The organism is Mycobacterium sp. NGS61 (assembly GCF_059812325.1).
The window spans coordinates 175,404-191,869 of sequence record NZ_JCALCL010000008.1 but is presented as its reverse complement, the minus strand read 5'-3'; the positions used below and the strand labels follow the sequence as shown (position 1 = coordinate 191,869).

Genomic DNA, 16,466 nt, shown 5'->3' with positions numbered 1-16,466 from the left:
GCTTTGGTGTGCGAAATTCGCCACATGAACCTACAAGGGTCGTTGGACCGGGTGGTGGCCGACAATCGGCCGTCGTTGGCGACGTTGCGCTTCGACTTGGAGTGGGCCATCCCTCGGGTCGGCAAGATGTGGGAGGAGTTGTTTCCCGACCCACGCGAGATTCACGGTCAGGCGTTTTGTACCGACGTTCGGCAGATGCTGCTGCGGATGCGCGAGGTGCGCGGCCCGATGCGCGGGGACACATTGTTGACCGAGCGTGGCAGCGGGTTGTCGGTGCAGGTGATGGATTCTCGCGGAATGGATTTCAGGGTTCGGCGGTGGCCGGCGAGAATGCTGCACGGCGAACGGGTCCGCACGGTGGTGACACCAGGCGGCGGGGACTATCCCCTGACTCGGCGGCCGGTCGGGGCGGGAGAGCAGATGCCGCTCGACGAGGGGGCGGAGGCTCCGGTGTTCGCGTTGCCGAAGTCGACGCCGGCAGGGGTGCCGCAGTTGTTCGCGTTGTGGTGGCCGACCGAGGACGCGATGGGGCTCGACGAGGCGGTGCTGGCGGCGGTGGTGGACGTCGACAATGCCTCGCGGGTGCAGATTTTGGCGACCGCGGATCTGCCGCCGGTGACCGAATCGCCGTTGTTGTCCGGGGGGCGGCGCGACCGGACACCGACCGACGACTTCGAGGACGAGGCGCCGCCGGTGGAGGGCTCGGGCACCGAGGATCCCGACGAGCCTGCGTAACGCCAGCTGGGAGTGGGCGTGTCCTTTGTCGTGGGGTCGTTGTTGAATCGAGGCTGCCATGAACGCGAGCGTGGAAGTCTTTGGGGTGCGGGTGAATCAGGCCCGGGTGATGCGGGCGATGACGGTGACCTCGGTGATGGACGCGTTGGGCTGGAAGCATTCTCGGCTCAACCGGTTGGAGAAGTCACTGACAGCGGTCTTGCCGGTCGACGATTTCACCCGGTTGTCTGAGGTGTTGCGGTTCCCGGCGAAGTTCTTCACGACAGCTCCGACGTCGCGGGTACATCCTTCGGATCTGTTGTTTCGGGCGCCGCGGTCGATCACGGTGACTGAGCGGGAGTATCTGGCGCAGTTCGCTGCGCTGGCAGGTGAATTCCTTGATGAGCTGAATGCGCGTGCTCAGCTGCCGCCGGTGCGGCTGCCGGTGCTGCCCAGTGATACCCCGGTGGTGCAGGCGGCGGCCGCGGTGCGGCGGTCGTGGCGGCTAGATCCCGATGTGGCGATCGACTATTTGACCCATGAGGTGGAGCGCAGCGGGGTGGTCATTGTGATGCGCCGGCTGTTGACGTCCTCGTCGCGGCGCATTCTGGGTGATGAGGACTCCACAGGCAAGCTCGACAAACACCTGGGGTATTCGGTGCGGGTCGGGGAGTTCCACACTCGCCCGCTAATTGTTGTGCGGCAGTCGAATTCCTGGGAGCGCACCCGGTGGACGTTGGCGCATGAGGTCGGGCATTTGGCGTTGCATGCCTCGGGCAGTGTGACCGAGGAGCGCGAGGAGCAGGCCTCGGCGTTCGCCTCGGAGTTGCTGGCGCCGGCGGCGGTCCTAGCCGAGGAGGTCTCCCCGACACCGTCGCTGGCGGAGTTGTTACCGGTGAAAGCAAAGTGGGGACTGTCTTTGGGGGCGCTGCTCAAGCATCTGCATACCTCGAATCTGTTGAGCACGGACCGGTTTGAGGCGTTGCGCCGCCAGCTCTACACCCGCACCAACACCGACACCGACACCACCTGGGGCCGGGTGGAGCCTGGCTGGAACGACCGCCCGGTGGAACGACCCCGGTTGATCAGCAAGTGGCTGGAGCTGGGGTTCGCGGCGCGTAACGCGGCGATGCTGGCCCCGTATGACTTGATGTGGCCCCAGGACGTGCTGGAGGACTTCCTGGCCGGCCAGCGCCAGGCCCCTGCCGCGCCGAGACGCTCGAGGATTGATTTTGTGCCGGTCAATAGCGGTGTTACGCCGCTATTGCCGGGCGAGTACGACAATGTGGTGCCGCTGAGCTCACGCAGCCGGCGCGGCTAGAGTCCAGGAAACGAGCGGTCGTGGCGCGGGTGCAGCGGGTGAGTTTCGTCGACGAGCCTGACACCTACACCGTGGTCGGTGCTGATGGGTTGCCGATTGGCCCGGCGGCGGAGTATCTGCGTTTCCTGCGTGATGGCGGGGCTTCGCCGCACACGGTGCGGGCCTATGCCGCTGGGATCGCGGAATGGTTCACCGTGCTCGAACACACCGGGCATTCGTGGGATGACTTTCCCACCAACCTGTTCGGGCAGTTCCTGCGGTATCTGCGGACCGGGGACCTGCCCGGTTCGGCGCGGATCGGGCCACCCCAGCAGCGCATGGCGGCTTCCTCGCTGCAACCTCGGGCAGCGGCGGTGCTGTCGATGTACCGCTACCACGCCGATGCCCACCACACCGACAAGCCCTACCGCCGGCTGTTCACCTCACGGGGCAGCTGGCGGCGGTATCGCCGCTACGTCGGGTTCCTCGACGGCGTCGGCCCGCAACGCCAGGGCGATCACCCGATCTACCGGCTACGCAGCCCGAATCGATCCCAGACCCCGGTGCTGACCCCGGCCCAGGTCAACACCATCCTGGACGCCTGCGCGGTGCAACACGACGGAGACTGGGCCGGCGGACCGGTCGGGGTGCGCAACCGGCTGTTGTTCGCCGTGCTCGCCGAGACCGGGATGCGCCTAGGTGAGGCACTGTCGTTGCGGCATCAGGACTTTCACATCGGCGCGGGGGCGACACCGTTCATCGAGATCGTCGACCGCCAAGACCACCCGCACGGGGTGCGGGTCAAGACCGGCGCGCGGCGGGTCTATGTCGGCGACGACCTCGAAGCACTGTATTCGGAGTACGTGTGGCAGCTGGTCTCCATGGCCGCCGACGTCGCGGTTCCGGATCTTGCCACCCACTTCGTGTTCGTCAACCTCGTCCACGGACCCCGGTTTTCCCCGATGCGGGTCGAAACGGTCTACGAGAAGGTCCGCGGTATCAGAGCCGCCCACCCGGTGCTGCCCGGGGATTGGACGCCGCACTGGCTGCGCCACACCCACGCCACCGCCCTGCTGCTGGCCGGGGTGCCCGAGCACGTGGTGATGCGCCGCCTGGGCCACGCCGACGTGCAGACCACTCTGTCGACGTATGGCTGGGTGACCCAGGACGCCGAGATGCGCTCACTGGCGCAGTGGAAGAACTATGTCGCGGGCTGGAAAGGCCTCCACGATGGCGCCCACTGACCACCCGGCACCAAAACCGTTGCCGCCAGCCACGTCTTGGCAAGCGCAGTGGGCAGCCGTCCCCGAGGAATGGCGCCGGCCCGTCTACCGCATCGACGCCGCCCCGGCTAACACAATCTTCTTGCAGAACCGCTACTACACCCGAACCCATCGCGGCCTCGATGAGCACGACTTCACTCCCGAGGGGGCGCCGCCGCGGTTCGCCCAGGAACTGGCATGGTGGGTATGGCTGTGCCGCCACGAGGGCCTCCGCAAAATCGAACCCTCCCTGCTCACCTGGGCCAGCCACGCGTTGGCGGCCTCCGCCGACGAACACCGCACAACGCACGGGCGGTCACCGGCGTCTATCACCGAGATGACCCCGGCCACGGTGATCCGGCAGGCGGTGCTGGGTTTTGAGCGACGCAACGCCCGGCTGCCTTCGCCGGGGACACGGCGCAACATCACCGGCCTGCTCGAGCATCTGCACCTGTATTTGTCGGTGCGCTGCACCGACACGCCCTGGTGGGCGCATGACACCTGGGACCTGCGGGCCGACCCGCGTATCCCGCAACGCGAACACGAACCCGGCCACGACCGATCAGTGAACATCGGGGCCATTTCTCCGATCTGGCTGCGTGAAGGGGTGCGGTTCTGGTTGCGCACCGCCCTAGACGCCGAGTTGATGCGCTGGTCGACCGCGACCGACCGGGCCCGCGACATGGCCCGGCACTTCGGGGTCTTCGTCACCGACCACAACTACACCGAGCCTGTGCTGAGTCAGGATCCCGCGCAGTTGCGGGTGATCTTCACCGAGTTCAGCGAATACCTGCGCTCCCCGGCCGCGGCAGCCAAACCGGAAAAGCCGTTGACGGCCAGCGCGATTGACGCCACCCGGTCCCAGACCCAGGTGTTCTACACCTTCATGGTCGATCACGCCCCGGAGGCCGCCGCCGCGACCGGCGACCAGCGCTGGATGGCACTGACCGATGCCCACACCCGGTTGTGGGGGCCGGCGTTTCGGGCACGGCGGGCCAACCGGACCCGGGAGCTGACGTGGTATTCCACCGGCGAGCTCCAGCAGATGCTGACCTACCTCGACGTCCTGGCCGCCGATCACAACGCGCCGGTGCCAATCACCCACCCCGATGGCAGGCTCTCGATCATCAAAGGGCTCGGTGATCCGCAGGCGGCCCGGATCTGGCTGCTGCAAGCCCTGACCGGGCGGCGGGCCTCAGAGATCCTGATGCTCGATCATGCCCCGCTGCAACCCATTCCCGGCGCGGAACGTCCTACCGATTCCGATGACCCGGATGCGTTCGTGGCCAAGCTGCGCTACCAGCAGACCAAAGTCGACGGCGTCGTACCCACGATCCTGGTCGAACAAGCCGTCGTCAACGTCATCACCGAACAACAAGCCTGGCTGAGCACCAACCACCCCGACCTCACCCCCAAATATCTCTTCATCGGGGTCAAGCAAAACCTGGCCGGGCGCCGCCCACGCCCCTACGCCACCTACAACGCCTCCCTGGCCAAACTCGACGCCCTGCACGGCCTCACCGACACGGCGGGAAACCCGTTGCGGTTCAGCCAAACCCACCGGCTGCGCCACACCCGGGCCACCGAACTGCTCAACGACGGAGTGCCCGTCCACGTCGTGCAGCGCTACCTCGGGCACAAAAGCCCCGAGATGACCCTGCGCTACGCCGCCACCCTGGCCGCGACCGCCGAAGCCGAATTCCTCAAACACAAAAAGATCGGCGCTCACGGCGTCGACATCGCGATCAGCCCCACCGACATCCTGGACATGACCCAGCTCTCCCAGCGCACCGACCGGGTGCTGCCCAACGGGGTATGCCTGCTCCCACCGTTGAAGACCTGCGACAAAGGCAACGCATGCCTGTCGTGCGGGCACTTCGCCACCGACGCCACCCACGCCGACGAACTGCGCGACCAGCAGGCTAAAACCACCGCCCTGATCGCCCTACGCCGCCAGCAATACCGCGAGCGCACCGGCCGCGACCTCACCGACGACAACGTCTGGATCCGAGAACGACTGCGCGAGTTGAACTCCCTGGACGCCATCCTCGAACGCCTGGCCGCCGACGAAGCCCTCCACCACGAAGCGATCGCCGGTGCCGGCACCGCACGGCGCCTACCACTGGAGGTCATCGCCACCCGCGGCGCCCACGACTCCGCCCTGCGCAAAGCCGACCCCTACAAGACCCCATGAGCGCCACCCAAGCCTCAGTGAATGCCCTGGCCGCCCACACCCGCAAACGCAGCAGCGCAGTCGACACCCGCATCGACAAAGCCCTCAAAGCCTTACGCCGCGAACACGCCGACATCACCATCAGCAGCGTGGCCCGCCGAGCAGGGGTGACTCGCAACAGCATTCACCGCCGCCCCGAAATCTTGGCGCTCATCCGCGCCCAGCGGCCCCTGACCGCGGTCACCGACGACATCACCCCACCACCGCAGGGCGACAACAGCATCGTGGCTGCGTTGCGCGGCCGGCTCACCGCCAAAGACGCCCAGATCGCCGACCTCAAAGCTGCACTACGCGACCGCGACCACACCATCGCCGTGCTGCACGGCCAACTCGACAAACTGCACGACATCACCCACTAAGCGCAGCAGTCAGGATCCAACGCAGTGCACAACGCTTGCAGCGCATCCCGGCGCACCTGATGAAAGACGTTCATGCCGCGGCGCTGGGAGACGACCAGGCCGGCCTTACGCAGCTGGGTCAGATGATGACTGACGGTCGACTCGCTCAACCCCAGCACCGCAGCGAGGTCTCCCGAGATCTCCTCACCGGCCGCCGAGCTGAACAGGTACGACACGATCTTGACCCGTACCGGATCAGCCAGAGCTTTGAGGCGCAACGCGACCGCCAACGCATCAGCATCACTCATCGGGCCCGCGGCCACCGGCGCGCAACACACCGGCGCGGTCATATCGATCACCGGCAACGTCTTAGGCATGCGACCATCATGCCACAGCTTCTTGACATACATCGAAAAGGTGGGCATGCTGATCCCAGTCCGATAGTTCGATATATGTCTCACACCCGGGAGGCTGGTTCTGATGTCTCGTGCTCAGCTCGCGCTCAACGTCGACGACCTTGATGCCGCAATCACGTTCTACTCCACGCTTTTCGCGACTGAACCGGCGAAGGTGAAGCCGGGTTATGCCAACTTCGCGATCGCCGACCCGCCGCTGAAACTGGTGCTGCTGGAAAACCCCGGCCAGGGCGGAACGCTGAACCACCTTGGGGTGGAAGTCGAATCCAGCGACGTCGTGCATGACGAGATCGCCCGCCTGCAGGAGGCGGGGATGTTCACCGACGAGCAGATCAACACCACCTGCTGCTTTGCCACCCAGGACAAGGTCTGGGTCACCGCACCCGGCGGGGAGCGCTGGGAGGTCTACACCGTGCTCGCCGACTCCGAGACGTTCGGCACCAACCCTGAGCACCTCGAGATCACCCCAGCAGGCCAGCCGGTGTGCTGCACCCCCGACCAGGACGCCGAGGCCACCGCGCGGGCGTGCTGCTGACCCATGACCGCTACCTCTGCTGAGACTCAAAGCCCTCCTGCGGCAGCGCTTTCCACGCTTGACCGGTTTCTGCCGGTCTGGATCGGGCTGGCCATGGCCGCCGGGCTGCTGCTGGGCCGGTTGGTGCCCTCGATCAATGTGACGTTGAGCAAGGTCAGCGTCGACGGGATCTCCCTGCCGATCGCCGCCGGGCTGCTGATCATGATGTATCCGGTGCTGGCAAGAGTCCGCTACGACCGGCTGCACACTGTCACCAGCGATCGGCGGCTGCTGATCAGCTCACTGCTGCTCAACTGGGTCCTGGGCCCGGCGCTGATGTTCGGCCTGGCCTGGGCGCTGCTGCCGGATCTGCCCACCTACCGCACCGGGCTGATCATTGTCGGGCTGGCCCGCTGCATCGCCATGGTCATCATCTGGAATGACCTGGCCTGCGGGGACCGCGAAGCCGCCGCCGTGCTGGTCGCACTGAACTCGATCTTCCAAGTCCTCATGTTCGCCGCGCTGGGCTGGTTCTACCTGGCGGTGCTGCCCGGCTGGCTCGGGCTCCCGCAAACCACGATCACCACCTCACCGGCCCAGATCGCCAAATCCGTGGTGATCTTCCTGGGCATCCCACTGATCGCCGGATACCTTTCACGGCGCCTCGGAGAACGCTCCAAGGGCCGCGACTGGTACGAGCAACGATTCCTGCCGATCATCGGTCCCTGGGCGCTCTACGGGCTGCTGTTCACCATCGTGATCCTGTTCGCCCTGCAAGGCCACCAGATCACCAGCCGCCCCCTCGACGTGGCCCGCATCGCCCTGCCCCTCCTGGCCTACTTCGCGATCATGTGGGGCGGCGGCTATGCCCTCGGCGCCGCGCTGCACCTGGGCTACCCACGCACCACCACGCTGGCATTCACCGCTGCCGGCAACAACTTTGAACTCGCCATCGCCGTGGCGATCGCCACCTATGGCGCCACCTCTGGCCAAGCGCTCGCCGGGGTCGTCGGACCCCTCATCGAGGTGCCCGTCCTGATCGCCCTGGTCTACCTCTCCCTGGCGCTGCGACACCGCTTCACCCACCCCGCCACAACCACCACTCAGGACACCCCGTGACCCGCGACATTCCCAGCGTTCTGTTCGTCTGCATCCACAACGCCGGACGCTCCCAAATGGCAGCCGCGCTCGTCAAACACTTCGCCGGCGACAGCATTGAAGTCCGTTCCGCGGGAACCGAACCCGCCGACCAAATCAACCCCGTCGCGATCACCGCCATGGCCGAACTCGGCATCGACATCACCGCCGCCACGCCCACCGTGCTCACCAGCCAGGCCGCCCAAACCAGCGACGTCGTCATCACCATGGGCTGCGGAGACACCTGCCCCTACTTTCCCGGCGTCTCCTACCGCGACTGGAAACTCGACGACCCCGCAGGCCAACCACTCGAAATCGTCAGACAGATCCGCGACGACATCGCCGACCGCGTTCAGGCGCTCATCACCGAGCTGACACCCGCACACACCTAGAACCCAACGCGCCACCAGACACAGGCCTACAGATAAGCCTGTTCCCCACGATCATCCAAGCTCAACAACCCATCATCAGACACAGTCAGACACACCTCTTAACGGCCTACAGATAAATCGGCCACCAACGCTGTCTTGCCACACCATGTCGCGGCTGCCTACGGGCGCTGTGGGCCCCGGGTGCACACCAGCGTCGAGTTCCCTCATGGTGGAACACCAGCCCGGCACTGATGAATTCTATCTACTAGTTCCGTACGCAGATAGTAGTTGGGTGAGGGAATCTACGATAAACGGGACAGTGGGCGCCCGGCACTCGTTAGCTGCCTTCTTCGTCCGCGGCTGAACCGCCCGCATCTGCCGCGCCTCCGCGTCGAGGTTCGGTCCAGGGGATGGCGAATCATGTGTTGCGCCGCCCACGTCCTTCGTCGATTCCTGACACCGCATCGCCAGTGCACCGATGTGCGCCGTCGGGAAGCTAGCTCGTTGGCTCACCGTGTCGGTGCCGGCGCAAGGACGTCCCAGAGCGGTCCTGCGGCGATACCGAGTGCAAGGCTGAGGCAGGCCGTGATCGCCGCGGTGCCGGTGGACCAACCCCGGGGAATGAACTCGGTGGCGCTACATGGTTTCCGGAACACCGGGGCGATCCAGCGCAGATAATAGACCAGGCTCAGTAGGCTGTTGGCGAAGACCGCTACGGCCAGCCACGCTTGACCGCCGTCCCACGCAGCCGTGACCGTGGTCAGTTTTCCGACGAAGACCGCGGTCGGTGGGGTGCCAACTAGGCCGAGCAGGGCCACCACCAATGCCCCAGCGAGCCAGGGCCGCGCCCGAGCCAGGCCGCGGTAATCATCGAGGTCACGCCAATCGGGCAGCGCGATGCTGACAGCGAACGCGGCACTGTTGGTCAGGGTGTAGCCGACGAGATAGAACAGCAACGACGTGAGGGCCAGCGGGCTGCGCCCGGCCACCGCGACCGGCACCAAAAGGTAGCCCACTTGGCTGACCGTCGACCAGCCCAGGAGCCGGCGGGGATCGCGTTGGCCGTAGGCAGCCAAGTTACCCAACGTCATACTCGCGACGGCGAATACCGCGATCAGCAGCGGCCATGCCACCGTGTGGGGCAGCACGTCAGCCACGCGGTATGCCGCAACGAGCGCGCCGATCTTGGGCACCGTTGTCAAGAACACGGCCGCTACGCCGTTGGCGGCTTGGGCGGCGTCGGGCACCCAGAAGTGGGCGGGCACGCTTCCGGCTTCGAACATCAGCCCCGCCAGGACAGCGACGACACCAATGGCTACGGCCGCGCCCGGGGCGCCGCGGAGCCCGGCGGCGAGCTGGTCATATCGGGTGACGCCGCTAAGCCCGTAGACAACGGTGATTCCCAGTAGCAACGTGATGCTGAACAGGGCACCAATCAGGTACGTCTTCATCGTCGCCTCGGCGGCCTGCCCGGAGCGCAGCAGCCCGATGAGTCCGTACAGCGGAACGCTGGCCAGCAAAAAGCCAGCGGCCAGGACAAGCAGGTCACCGGTCCCGGCCAGCACCAGGATGCCGGTGGTGGAGAAGAGCACCAGCGCGTAGGTGTCGCTTTCTCGGGCCGCGCCTGTAATCTCGTCACCGGCTATCGCCAGGACGACGAGCGCGCCGGCTGCGGCGGTCACCCGCGCCACGGCGGTGGCCGTGTCCAGGACGAAGGAACCCTCAAAAGCGGTCTGATCCGGGGCCGTGATGGCGATCGCGGCGACCACGATGACACCGACAAGGGTTGCCGCGGCGGCGATTCGGGCCCACCACTGCCGCTGTCGCGGCAGGAACGACCCGGCAATCAACACCAGAAGGCCACCGCCGAACGTCAGCATCTCGGGCAGCAGCAGCAGCGGCCGCATGCCGCCCTCGGTGTTCACCGGTTATCTCCCCAGAACCTCGACGAGCGTGCGCGAAGCCGGCTCGATCACGTCCAGTAGCGGCCGCGGCAGGATGCCGATCACGACCGAAAGCGTCAAAAGCATTCCCGCTGAGCCCAATTCCGAAGGCCGCAGATCCACAAAGCCGTGCGAGAGGCCTCGGATGTCGCCGGTGAAGAGGTGCTGCAACGCGCGCAAGAACAGTGCCGCGGTCAGCACGATGCCGGGCAGGGCGAGTGCACTCAGCGCGGTAGCGGCAATACTGCCCGTGAAAATTTGGAATTCGGCGATGAAACCGGACAGACCGGGCAACCCGAGGGAGGCGAATGCCCCGACGGCAAACACCGCAGCCAGTTTCGGCGCGGGTGCGGCCAGACCGCCGTAGGCATTCATGTCGTAGCTGGCGGTGCGCTCGTAGAAGACCCCGGCGAGCAAGAACAGCGCCCCGGTGATCAGACCGTGACTGACCATCTGCGTGACGGCGCCGCTGATCGCCACCGCACGCGCCTCGGCGGTGGTCGACGACACCAGACCGGCGGCACCGACGGCCAACACGATGTAACCCATATGGTTGACCGAGGTGTAAGCCACCATGCGCTTGAAGTCGTGTTGCGCCAACGCCACCAGGGCGCCGTACAGAACCGACACGATACCGACGACGATGATGACCCAGGCCCACGCACGCCAGGACTGCGGCAGCATCGGCATCGCGATGCGGACAAATCCGTAGGTACCCATCTTCAACAACACCCCGGCCAGCACCGCCGAGCCGACGGCAGGCGCGTCGGTATGGGCCGGGGGCAGCCAGGTGTGGAACGGAACCGTCGGCGTCTTGACCGCCAGACCCACCAGGATCGCTGCCAGCACCAGCCCGCCGGCCAGCGGGCGAGCGGCCAGTGGGGTCGCGGCGATCAGTTCGAGCATGTCGAAGGTGTGCGGACGGGCGGCGATGTAGAGGCCGATGAAGCCCACCAACAGCGCCAGGGATCCCAGAAAGGTGTAGAGGAAGAATTTCAGTGCCGAGCGGCCGGCATCCCCGTGACCCCATCCGGCGATCACGAAGTACATGGCCACGATCGACAGATCGAAGAACACGAAGAACACGATCAGGTCCGCAGCGACGAACAGCCCCAGGCTGACGCTTTGCAGGAACAGGAACAGGGCTGCCTGGGATCGAGGCCGGTCGCCGCGCAACCCGTAGAGCGCGCAGGCCACAAAAATCAGCGCGGTCATCAGGACCAGCGGCAAGGACAAGCCGTCGACGCCGATGTGGTAGCTGCTGTTGACTCCCGGGATCCAGCGGGCCCGTTCTTCGAACGCCAGCCCGTTAACCCCGGGAGTGGTGTAGCGCAGCCACACCGCCGCCACCAGCGCCAGATCGACGGCGGTGACCCCGACCCACACCCAGCGGGCCGCCGCGCCGCCACGCGGTAGCCCAAGCACTCCTGCTGCGGCAGCCAGCGGCAAAAAGACGATCAGACTGAGCATCTCAGTTCACCGCCACCAGAAGCAGCACGCTTAGCGCAACCGCCACCACCGCGGCGAGGTAGTACTGGTGCAGCTGGCCGGTTTGCGGCCTACGGGCCAACTCTGCGAGCTGACGCGTCCGCATCGCTACCGCCCGCACCGCCGCATCAACAACGTGCTCATCAACGCCGGCTACCCAGCGGCCAGCGCGCAGCGATTCGGCGGCGACCCAGTCCACGGCCCGGTCCAGAATCCGGTCATCGAAGCGGGCCAATGCCGCGGCAAGACGCATCGTCGGCCGCACCACGACCGCATGGGCGGCGCGTTCCATACCCAGCCACTCGGCAGCCCATCGGGGCTCGGGCATCCCCCAGCGAATCACCGCGGCCACCACCACCAACGCCAGCAGCGCTGAGCCGGCCAGCTCGAGCACGCCCGGATGCGCAATCGGCCCGGTAGCGAGAACACGGCTCACCGACGACGCAATCGGCGGCAACACCAACACTCCCAACCCCGCGGCGCCGGCAGCCAACACCATCAGTGGCAATCGCCCGAAAACGTGCCGCGCGTTGCGATTTGCCTCCTTCTCATCACCGACCGTTGATGATGCGCTCCAGATGGCGACCAAAATCTTGGCCGCATAGGCTGCCGACAACGCGGCGGCCACCAACCCGGCCGCATACAGCCCTACGGAGTGGTCAAGGGCGACCGTCAGGATCGCGTCTTTTGTCGCCCACAGCGACAGCGGCGCGATTCCCGCCAACGCCGCAGCGCTCACGGTGGTCGTCCAGCCGACCAGGCGCCATCGCCGGGCCACACCGCGTAACTGCTCAAGCTGTTTGGTGCCCAGCAGTGAAAGCCACGCCCCAGCGGCCAAAAACAGCCCCGCCTTGGTGAAGGCGTGGGCGATCAGCTGGGCGGCGCCGCCCCCGACCGCACCCGCACCGGCTGCCATCACCACAAAGCCCAGCTGCGCCGCAGTCGATGCGGCCAGCAACTGTTTGAGATCGCGTTGAGCCAACGCAACCGCGCCCAGCAGCACCGCCGTTACCGCGCCGCTCCACGCCGCCGCGTGCGCGGCCCATCCGGTGGCCGCCAGCAGCGGCTCCACGCGCAGCAACAAGTACGCACCCATGGCCACCATGGCGGCCGAATGCAGTAATGCGCTGACCGGACTAGGACCCTCCATCGCCCGCGAGAGCCAAAACGAGAACGGCAGCTGCGCCGCTTTGCCCAGGGCGGCGATCAACATCCCGAATGCAATTACGTTGCGCCACAGAATGTTTGCGTGAGGTAACTCCGACAACCCTAGCCCGGCGCCGCCGGCCAGGGCCGCGCCGGCGGCCAGATACAGCCCCAGGTCCCCGGTGCGGGTCGTGATAAAGGCGGAAAGCCCCGCTGCCATCCGGAAATCATCGCGCCACCAAAAGCCGATCAACGCATAGGACGTCGCCCCCATCACCTCCCACGCCGCCAGCAGCGCGGGCAGCGTCGCCGCAGTTGCCGTCAAGATCGCGGCACAAGCAAACAGCAGCATCCAACCGTGAAACCTGGCCGCAGCTACCGTGATATCAACCGCGGCGAACATCAGCACCACCAGGGTGACGACCGCAACCGCAGGGACCACCAGCGCCGACAGACCATCCACGGTCAACGCGAACCGCCCGCCAGCCACAAACGAAACACTGACAGCGGGACGGGCAAACGCCACCACGGCCGACAAGGCCACCACAAGTGCCGACGCCGCCACCGAGATCCCCGCCGCGACCCGATCGCCACAGCGGATAAGCAGCAACGCCGCGCCGAGGACCGCCGGAATCAGGATCAGCAGCCACAGGCCCAGCTGCGCTAACGCGCTCACCCCGTTCATCCGGCCAAGTCTGCGGCCATGTCGGTCATATCGGCCTTACGCTCGCGGTGCAACACGGTCGCTACCGCGAACCCCATCGCCATCTCCACCGTCATGGCAGCGATGATCACCAGCAGCAGCACCTGCCCGGCCGAGACGGGCGCGGCAAACCACCAAAACCCGCCGGCGGCGAGGATGACCGCGTTGATCATCAACTCCAGGCCCATCATCACCATGACCACCACCTGCTGCGAGAGCGCGCCATAGAGCCCGACGCAGAACACCGCGGCGGCCACCAGCAGCACGGTTTGCAGCGTCATCGCCCGACTCCGCCGGGTTGCGGATCGGCGGCGGGTCGGCGTTTGAGGTCATCGCCGAACCGGTCGTAGCGGCTGCGGTGAGCCGCGAGGACGATGCCGGCAACGATGGTAGCCACCATCACCGGGCTGATCACCGCCATAGCCAACATCTGGGGACCCATCAATTCCTCACCTAGCGCCACCGTGATGTCCGCAGGCGGTGTCCCGCGCCGCGCCGGCCAGTCGCTCAGCAGGATTCCCGACGTCAACATGACGAAGGTCCCCACCGCGGCGGCCAGCGCCCGCCGCTTGTCGTGCACCATGCTCATCGGCATCAACGCCGGATTCATGCCCATGAACATGACCATGTAGACCGCCATCACCGCCATCTCCATCACCATCATCAAGATGGTGATCACGCCGATATAGTTCTGCTGCAACAACACCACCGCGACACCGACGGCGATGAACGAGACCGCAAGAGCATAGGTGGCGCGGGCCATCGAATTCACGATAAACACCGCTGCCCCCGCCACCACGGCGACGGCGGCGCTGACCCAATAGACCATGTCGACGATCATTTTTTTCACGTCCTCACTGCAATGACGGCGACGACGAGATCTTGCACTATCGTGAGCGGTACCAACACAATCCAGCCGATCTCCATGAACTTGTCCGGCCGCAACGCCGGCAAGCGGTGGCCCAGCCACACCAGCAACGACAACAACCCCAGCGTTTTGACCAACACCCATGCCCAGCCCGGTAACCACGGACCCGCGTCGCCGCCCAGAAACATCGGCACCGCGAACGCAGCACCGGCGACCAACAACGCATAGCGCCCAGCCTGAAATACGAGTCGATCAACCCCGGACAGCTCCGCGGCAACACCGCCGAGAACATCGGCGCCGACCGCCGGGGAAAACGGGCCCCACACCGAAAACGCCATGACGCCACCGCAGTACACAACAAACGCCAGGGGCATCCATACCACAAACCACAACCCATGCTGAGCAGCGGCCACCTCGCCAACCCGCAGACTTCGCGCCGCGATCACCGGGGCCACCAAGGCAAACATCAGCGGCAGCTCATAGCCCAAACCGTGGGCAAGAAACCGATAGCCCCCCACCAGGGAATGCACCGAATTGGGCCCCCACCCGGCAAGCCACACCAAAGCCCACACCGTCACGTCCATCGCGTTGAACCACACGACTCCCACGTCAGGGTCGAATAACGTCCAGTGCCCCAGCGGAATCACCGCCACCATCAGCGCCGCCACCACGAGCAGACCGGTGGCCCCCACCCGCCACAGCAGCGTGTCGGCGGCCACCGTGGCGCGCCGGCGCTGCCGCATCAGCCGAGCAATTTCACTAACCGCGACACTCGCGGCGCCGGCACCCCTCCCGGCCCCGTGTGCAGCAAGCGCGCCGTCAAGAGTCGCCGTAAACAGACCCAGGCCCAAAAACAGCACCGCTGCAGCCGGCGCCCACACGCCCGACACCGTCGTGACGGAGCTCTCAGCCACCGCGACCTCCCGCGGCCTCGGGCGCGGTCTCAAGACCGAGACTGGCGATCACCAGCCGAGCGGTCGCCAAATCCAGACCACGCACCAAACCCGGCAGTGCGGCGACGAACACCCTGCCCGACGGATGAAATGTGCTGGCCCACAGCGGATCGTTCACCATCCGCTGAGCTATGTCCACGTGCGCGAGAAGCCGGTCGTAACAGTCGCCGGCCCACATTGTGGGCAGCTGTAGGCGGTCACAGTCCTCGACGGTCATCGGTGCAAGGTCGCGCAGCGACCAGCGCAACGTTCGTGACCGGCCAATCTGTCGGTGCAGGATTTGAAGCGCCGAGGTGCCCCGCTGGAGAGCTGGTTCGCTGAGGAGGGCGTCGCGCGCCCGCCGGGCGGCGGCGGCCGCACGCGCCCACCCGGCCAACAGCAGCAGATCTGTGGCGTGGTCACAGTGTCGTGCCGCCGCCAATACCTGATCCTCACCCACGTGCGGCCGCGGGTTCTCCCGCATGGCGTCGCTATCGATGACCCAGGCGTCCGCCTCGGTAATGACATCGCCTTGAAGTGCGCATTCCAGCACCAGTCCAGCAGGCCAGGAGGTACAAACCGGACCCAACCGCACTCGCAGGACATCCATTTCCAGACCATCGCGGTCCTCACCGCCTGCGGCCAACGGGATACCCGCCGGCGCCATGTCCATGGCGCCGTGGTGCATGTGCCCATGCGCGCCGTGGTCCATGCTGCCGTGGTCCGTGTGGTGGTCGCTGTGGCCCATCGCGTTGGGGTCCCTCTGGTGGTGGTCGCTGTGGCCCATCGCGCTGAGGTCCGTGTGGCGGTGGTCGCTGTGGCTCATCGCGCTGGAATCGAGGTGCCGGTCTCTGGCGTGGTCCGCCGCGTCATGGTGGTGTTGACCGCGATCCACGCCTTCCGGATCCATCACGTCGTGCCCCAAATGCCCACGGCCGCACCGGGTTGCAAGATTGTTCTCATCCCCGCCGCTGGTCATCGGATGGTGATCGTCGGGATGACTATGGCTGTCATCACGCTCACCGACCGGCGACTCGCGATTACGGGCGTCGGTGCGTTGTGTATTTACATCGCTCAACTGTGCGAGGGCACGCTCTAGCG

General features: G+C 66.1%; 15 protein-coding genes and 1 pseudogene. 8 read left to right on the top strand and 8 right to left on the bottom strand.

What is annotated here, in order from left to right; all coding sequences use genetic code 11:
* The first annotated feature begins 24 nt into the window (after positions 1–24).
* The 5 genes from AC5Y3Z_RS17895 to AC5Y3Z_RS17875 are packed head-to-tail and all read left to right on the top strand — an operon-like array spanning position 25 to position 5,868.
* Positions 25–735 (top strand): hypothetical protein, encoded by a 711-nt coding sequence (locus AC5Y3Z_RS17895; RefSeq protein ID WP_500001836.1) that lies wholly within the window; start codon positions 25–27, stop codon positions 733–735.
* Positions 736–793: 58 nt separating this feature from the next.
* Entirely contained in the window at positions 794–2,035 is a 1,242-nt protein-coding gene (locus AC5Y3Z_RS17890) for an ImmA/IrrE family metallo-endopeptidase (protein WP_500001835.1), read from the top strand.
* A 20-nt stretch (positions 2,036–2,055) separates the two neighbouring features.
* Entirely contained in the window at positions 2,056–3,258 is a 1,203-nt protein-coding gene (locus tag AC5Y3Z_RS17885; protein ID WP_500001834.1) for a tyrosine-type recombinase/integrase, read from the top strand.
* Positions 3,245–5,470 carry a tyrosine-type recombinase/integrase gene (locus AC5Y3Z_RS17880; protein ID WP_500001833.1) on the top strand — a complete coding sequence of 742 codons (2,226 nt, stop codon included), beginning with the start codon at positions 3,245–3,247 and terminating at the stop codon, positions 5,468–5,470. Before AC5Y3Z_RS17885 ends, AC5Y3Z_RS17880 begins: the two co-directional genes overlap by 14 nt.
* On the top strand, positions 5,467–5,868 hold the full coding sequence (locus AC5Y3Z_RS17875) for a DUF6262 family protein (RefSeq protein WP_500001832.1): 402 nt from the start codon (positions 5,467–5,469) through the stop codon (positions 5,866–5,868). Before AC5Y3Z_RS17880 ends, AC5Y3Z_RS17875 begins: the two co-directional genes overlap by 4 nt.
* On the opposite strand, the gene AC5Y3Z_RS17870 is transcribed toward AC5Y3Z_RS17875, so the two are convergent.
* Positions 5,865–6,224, bottom strand: coding sequence for an Rv2640c family ArsR-like transcriptional regulator (locus tag AC5Y3Z_RS17870; RefSeq protein ID WP_500001831.1), 360 nt, complete (start codon positions 6,222–6,224; stop codon positions 5,865–5,867). The two genes, AC5Y3Z_RS17875 and AC5Y3Z_RS17870, sit on opposite strands and share 4 nt — an antisense overlap.
* A 103-nt stretch (positions 6,225–6,327) precedes the next feature.
* On the opposite strand from AC5Y3Z_RS17870, the gene AC5Y3Z_RS17865 reads away from it, so the two are divergent.
* Both AC5Y3Z_RS17865 and arsB read left to right on the top strand, forming a co-directional pair.
* Positions 6,328–6,798: an ArsI/CadI family heavy metal resistance metalloenzyme gene (locus AC5Y3Z_RS17865; protein WP_500001830.1), complete on the top strand. Its 471-nt coding sequence runs from the start codon at positions 6,328–6,330 to the stop codon at positions 6,796–6,798.
* Between the two features lie 3 nt (positions 6,799–6,801).
* Positions 6,802–8,306: pseudogene (gene arsB, locus AC5Y3Z_RS17860) on the top strand (ACR3 family arsenite efflux transporter).
* Positions 8,307–8,794: 488 nt separating this feature from the next.
* Here arsB and AC5Y3Z_RS17855 read toward each other — a convergent pair.
* The 7 genes from AC5Y3Z_RS17855 to AC5Y3Z_RS17825 are packed head-to-tail and all read right to left on the bottom strand — an operon-like array spanning position 8,795 to position 16,152.
* Positions 8,795–10,192 (bottom strand): NADH-quinone oxidoreductase subunit N, encoded by a 1,398-nt coding sequence (locus tag AC5Y3Z_RS17855; protein WP_500001843.1) that lies wholly within the window; start codon positions 10,190–10,192, stop codon positions 8,795–8,797.
* Positions 10,193–10,213: 21 nt separating this feature from the next.
* Positions 10,214–11,698, bottom strand: coding sequence for a complex I subunit 4 family protein (locus tag AC5Y3Z_RS17850; RefSeq protein WP_500001829.1), 1,485 nt, complete (start codon positions 11,696–11,698; stop codon positions 10,214–10,216).
* A gap of 1 nt (position 11,699) precedes the next feature.
* The gene (locus AC5Y3Z_RS17845) at positions 11,700–13,547 is read right to left on the bottom strand and encodes a proton-conducting transporter transmembrane domain-containing protein (RefSeq protein ID WP_500001828.1); all 1,848 of its coding nucleotides are present in this window, start codon (positions 13,545–13,547) and stop codon (positions 11,700–11,702) included.
* Positions 13,544–13,846 carry an NADH-quinone oxidoreductase subunit NuoK gene (locus tag AC5Y3Z_RS17840; protein ID WP_500001827.1) on the bottom strand — a complete coding sequence of 101 codons (303 nt, stop codon included), beginning with the start codon at positions 13,844–13,846 and terminating at the stop codon, positions 13,544–13,546. Before AC5Y3Z_RS17840 ends, AC5Y3Z_RS17845 begins: the two co-directional genes overlap by 4 nt.
* On the bottom strand, positions 13,843–14,406 hold the full coding sequence (locus AC5Y3Z_RS17835; protein ID WP_500001842.1) for an NADH-quinone oxidoreductase subunit J: 564 nt from the start codon (positions 14,404–14,406) through the stop codon (positions 13,843–13,845). The genes AC5Y3Z_RS17840 and AC5Y3Z_RS17835 overlap by 4 nt, the downstream gene beginning before the upstream one ends.
* A 5-nt stretch (positions 14,407–14,411) precedes the next feature.
* The gene (locus AC5Y3Z_RS17830; protein WP_500001826.1) at positions 14,412–15,347 is read right to left on the bottom strand and encodes a complex I subunit 1 family protein; all 936 of its coding nucleotides are present in this window, start codon (positions 15,345–15,347) and stop codon (positions 14,412–14,414) included.
* Positions 15,340–16,152 (bottom strand): hypothetical protein, encoded by an 813-nt coding sequence (locus AC5Y3Z_RS17825; protein ID WP_500001825.1) that lies wholly within the window; start codon positions 16,150–16,152, stop codon positions 15,340–15,342. The genes AC5Y3Z_RS17830 and AC5Y3Z_RS17825 overlap by 8 nt, the downstream gene beginning before the upstream one ends.
* Before the next feature lie 15 nt (positions 16,153–16,167).
* Here AC5Y3Z_RS17825 and AC5Y3Z_RS17820 point away from each other — a divergent pair, with 15 nt between their 5' ends.
* Entirely contained in the window at positions 16,168–16,464 is a 297-nt protein-coding gene (locus AC5Y3Z_RS17820) for a hypothetical protein (protein WP_500001824.1), read from the top strand.
* Positions 16,465–16,466 lie beyond the last annotated feature (2 nt).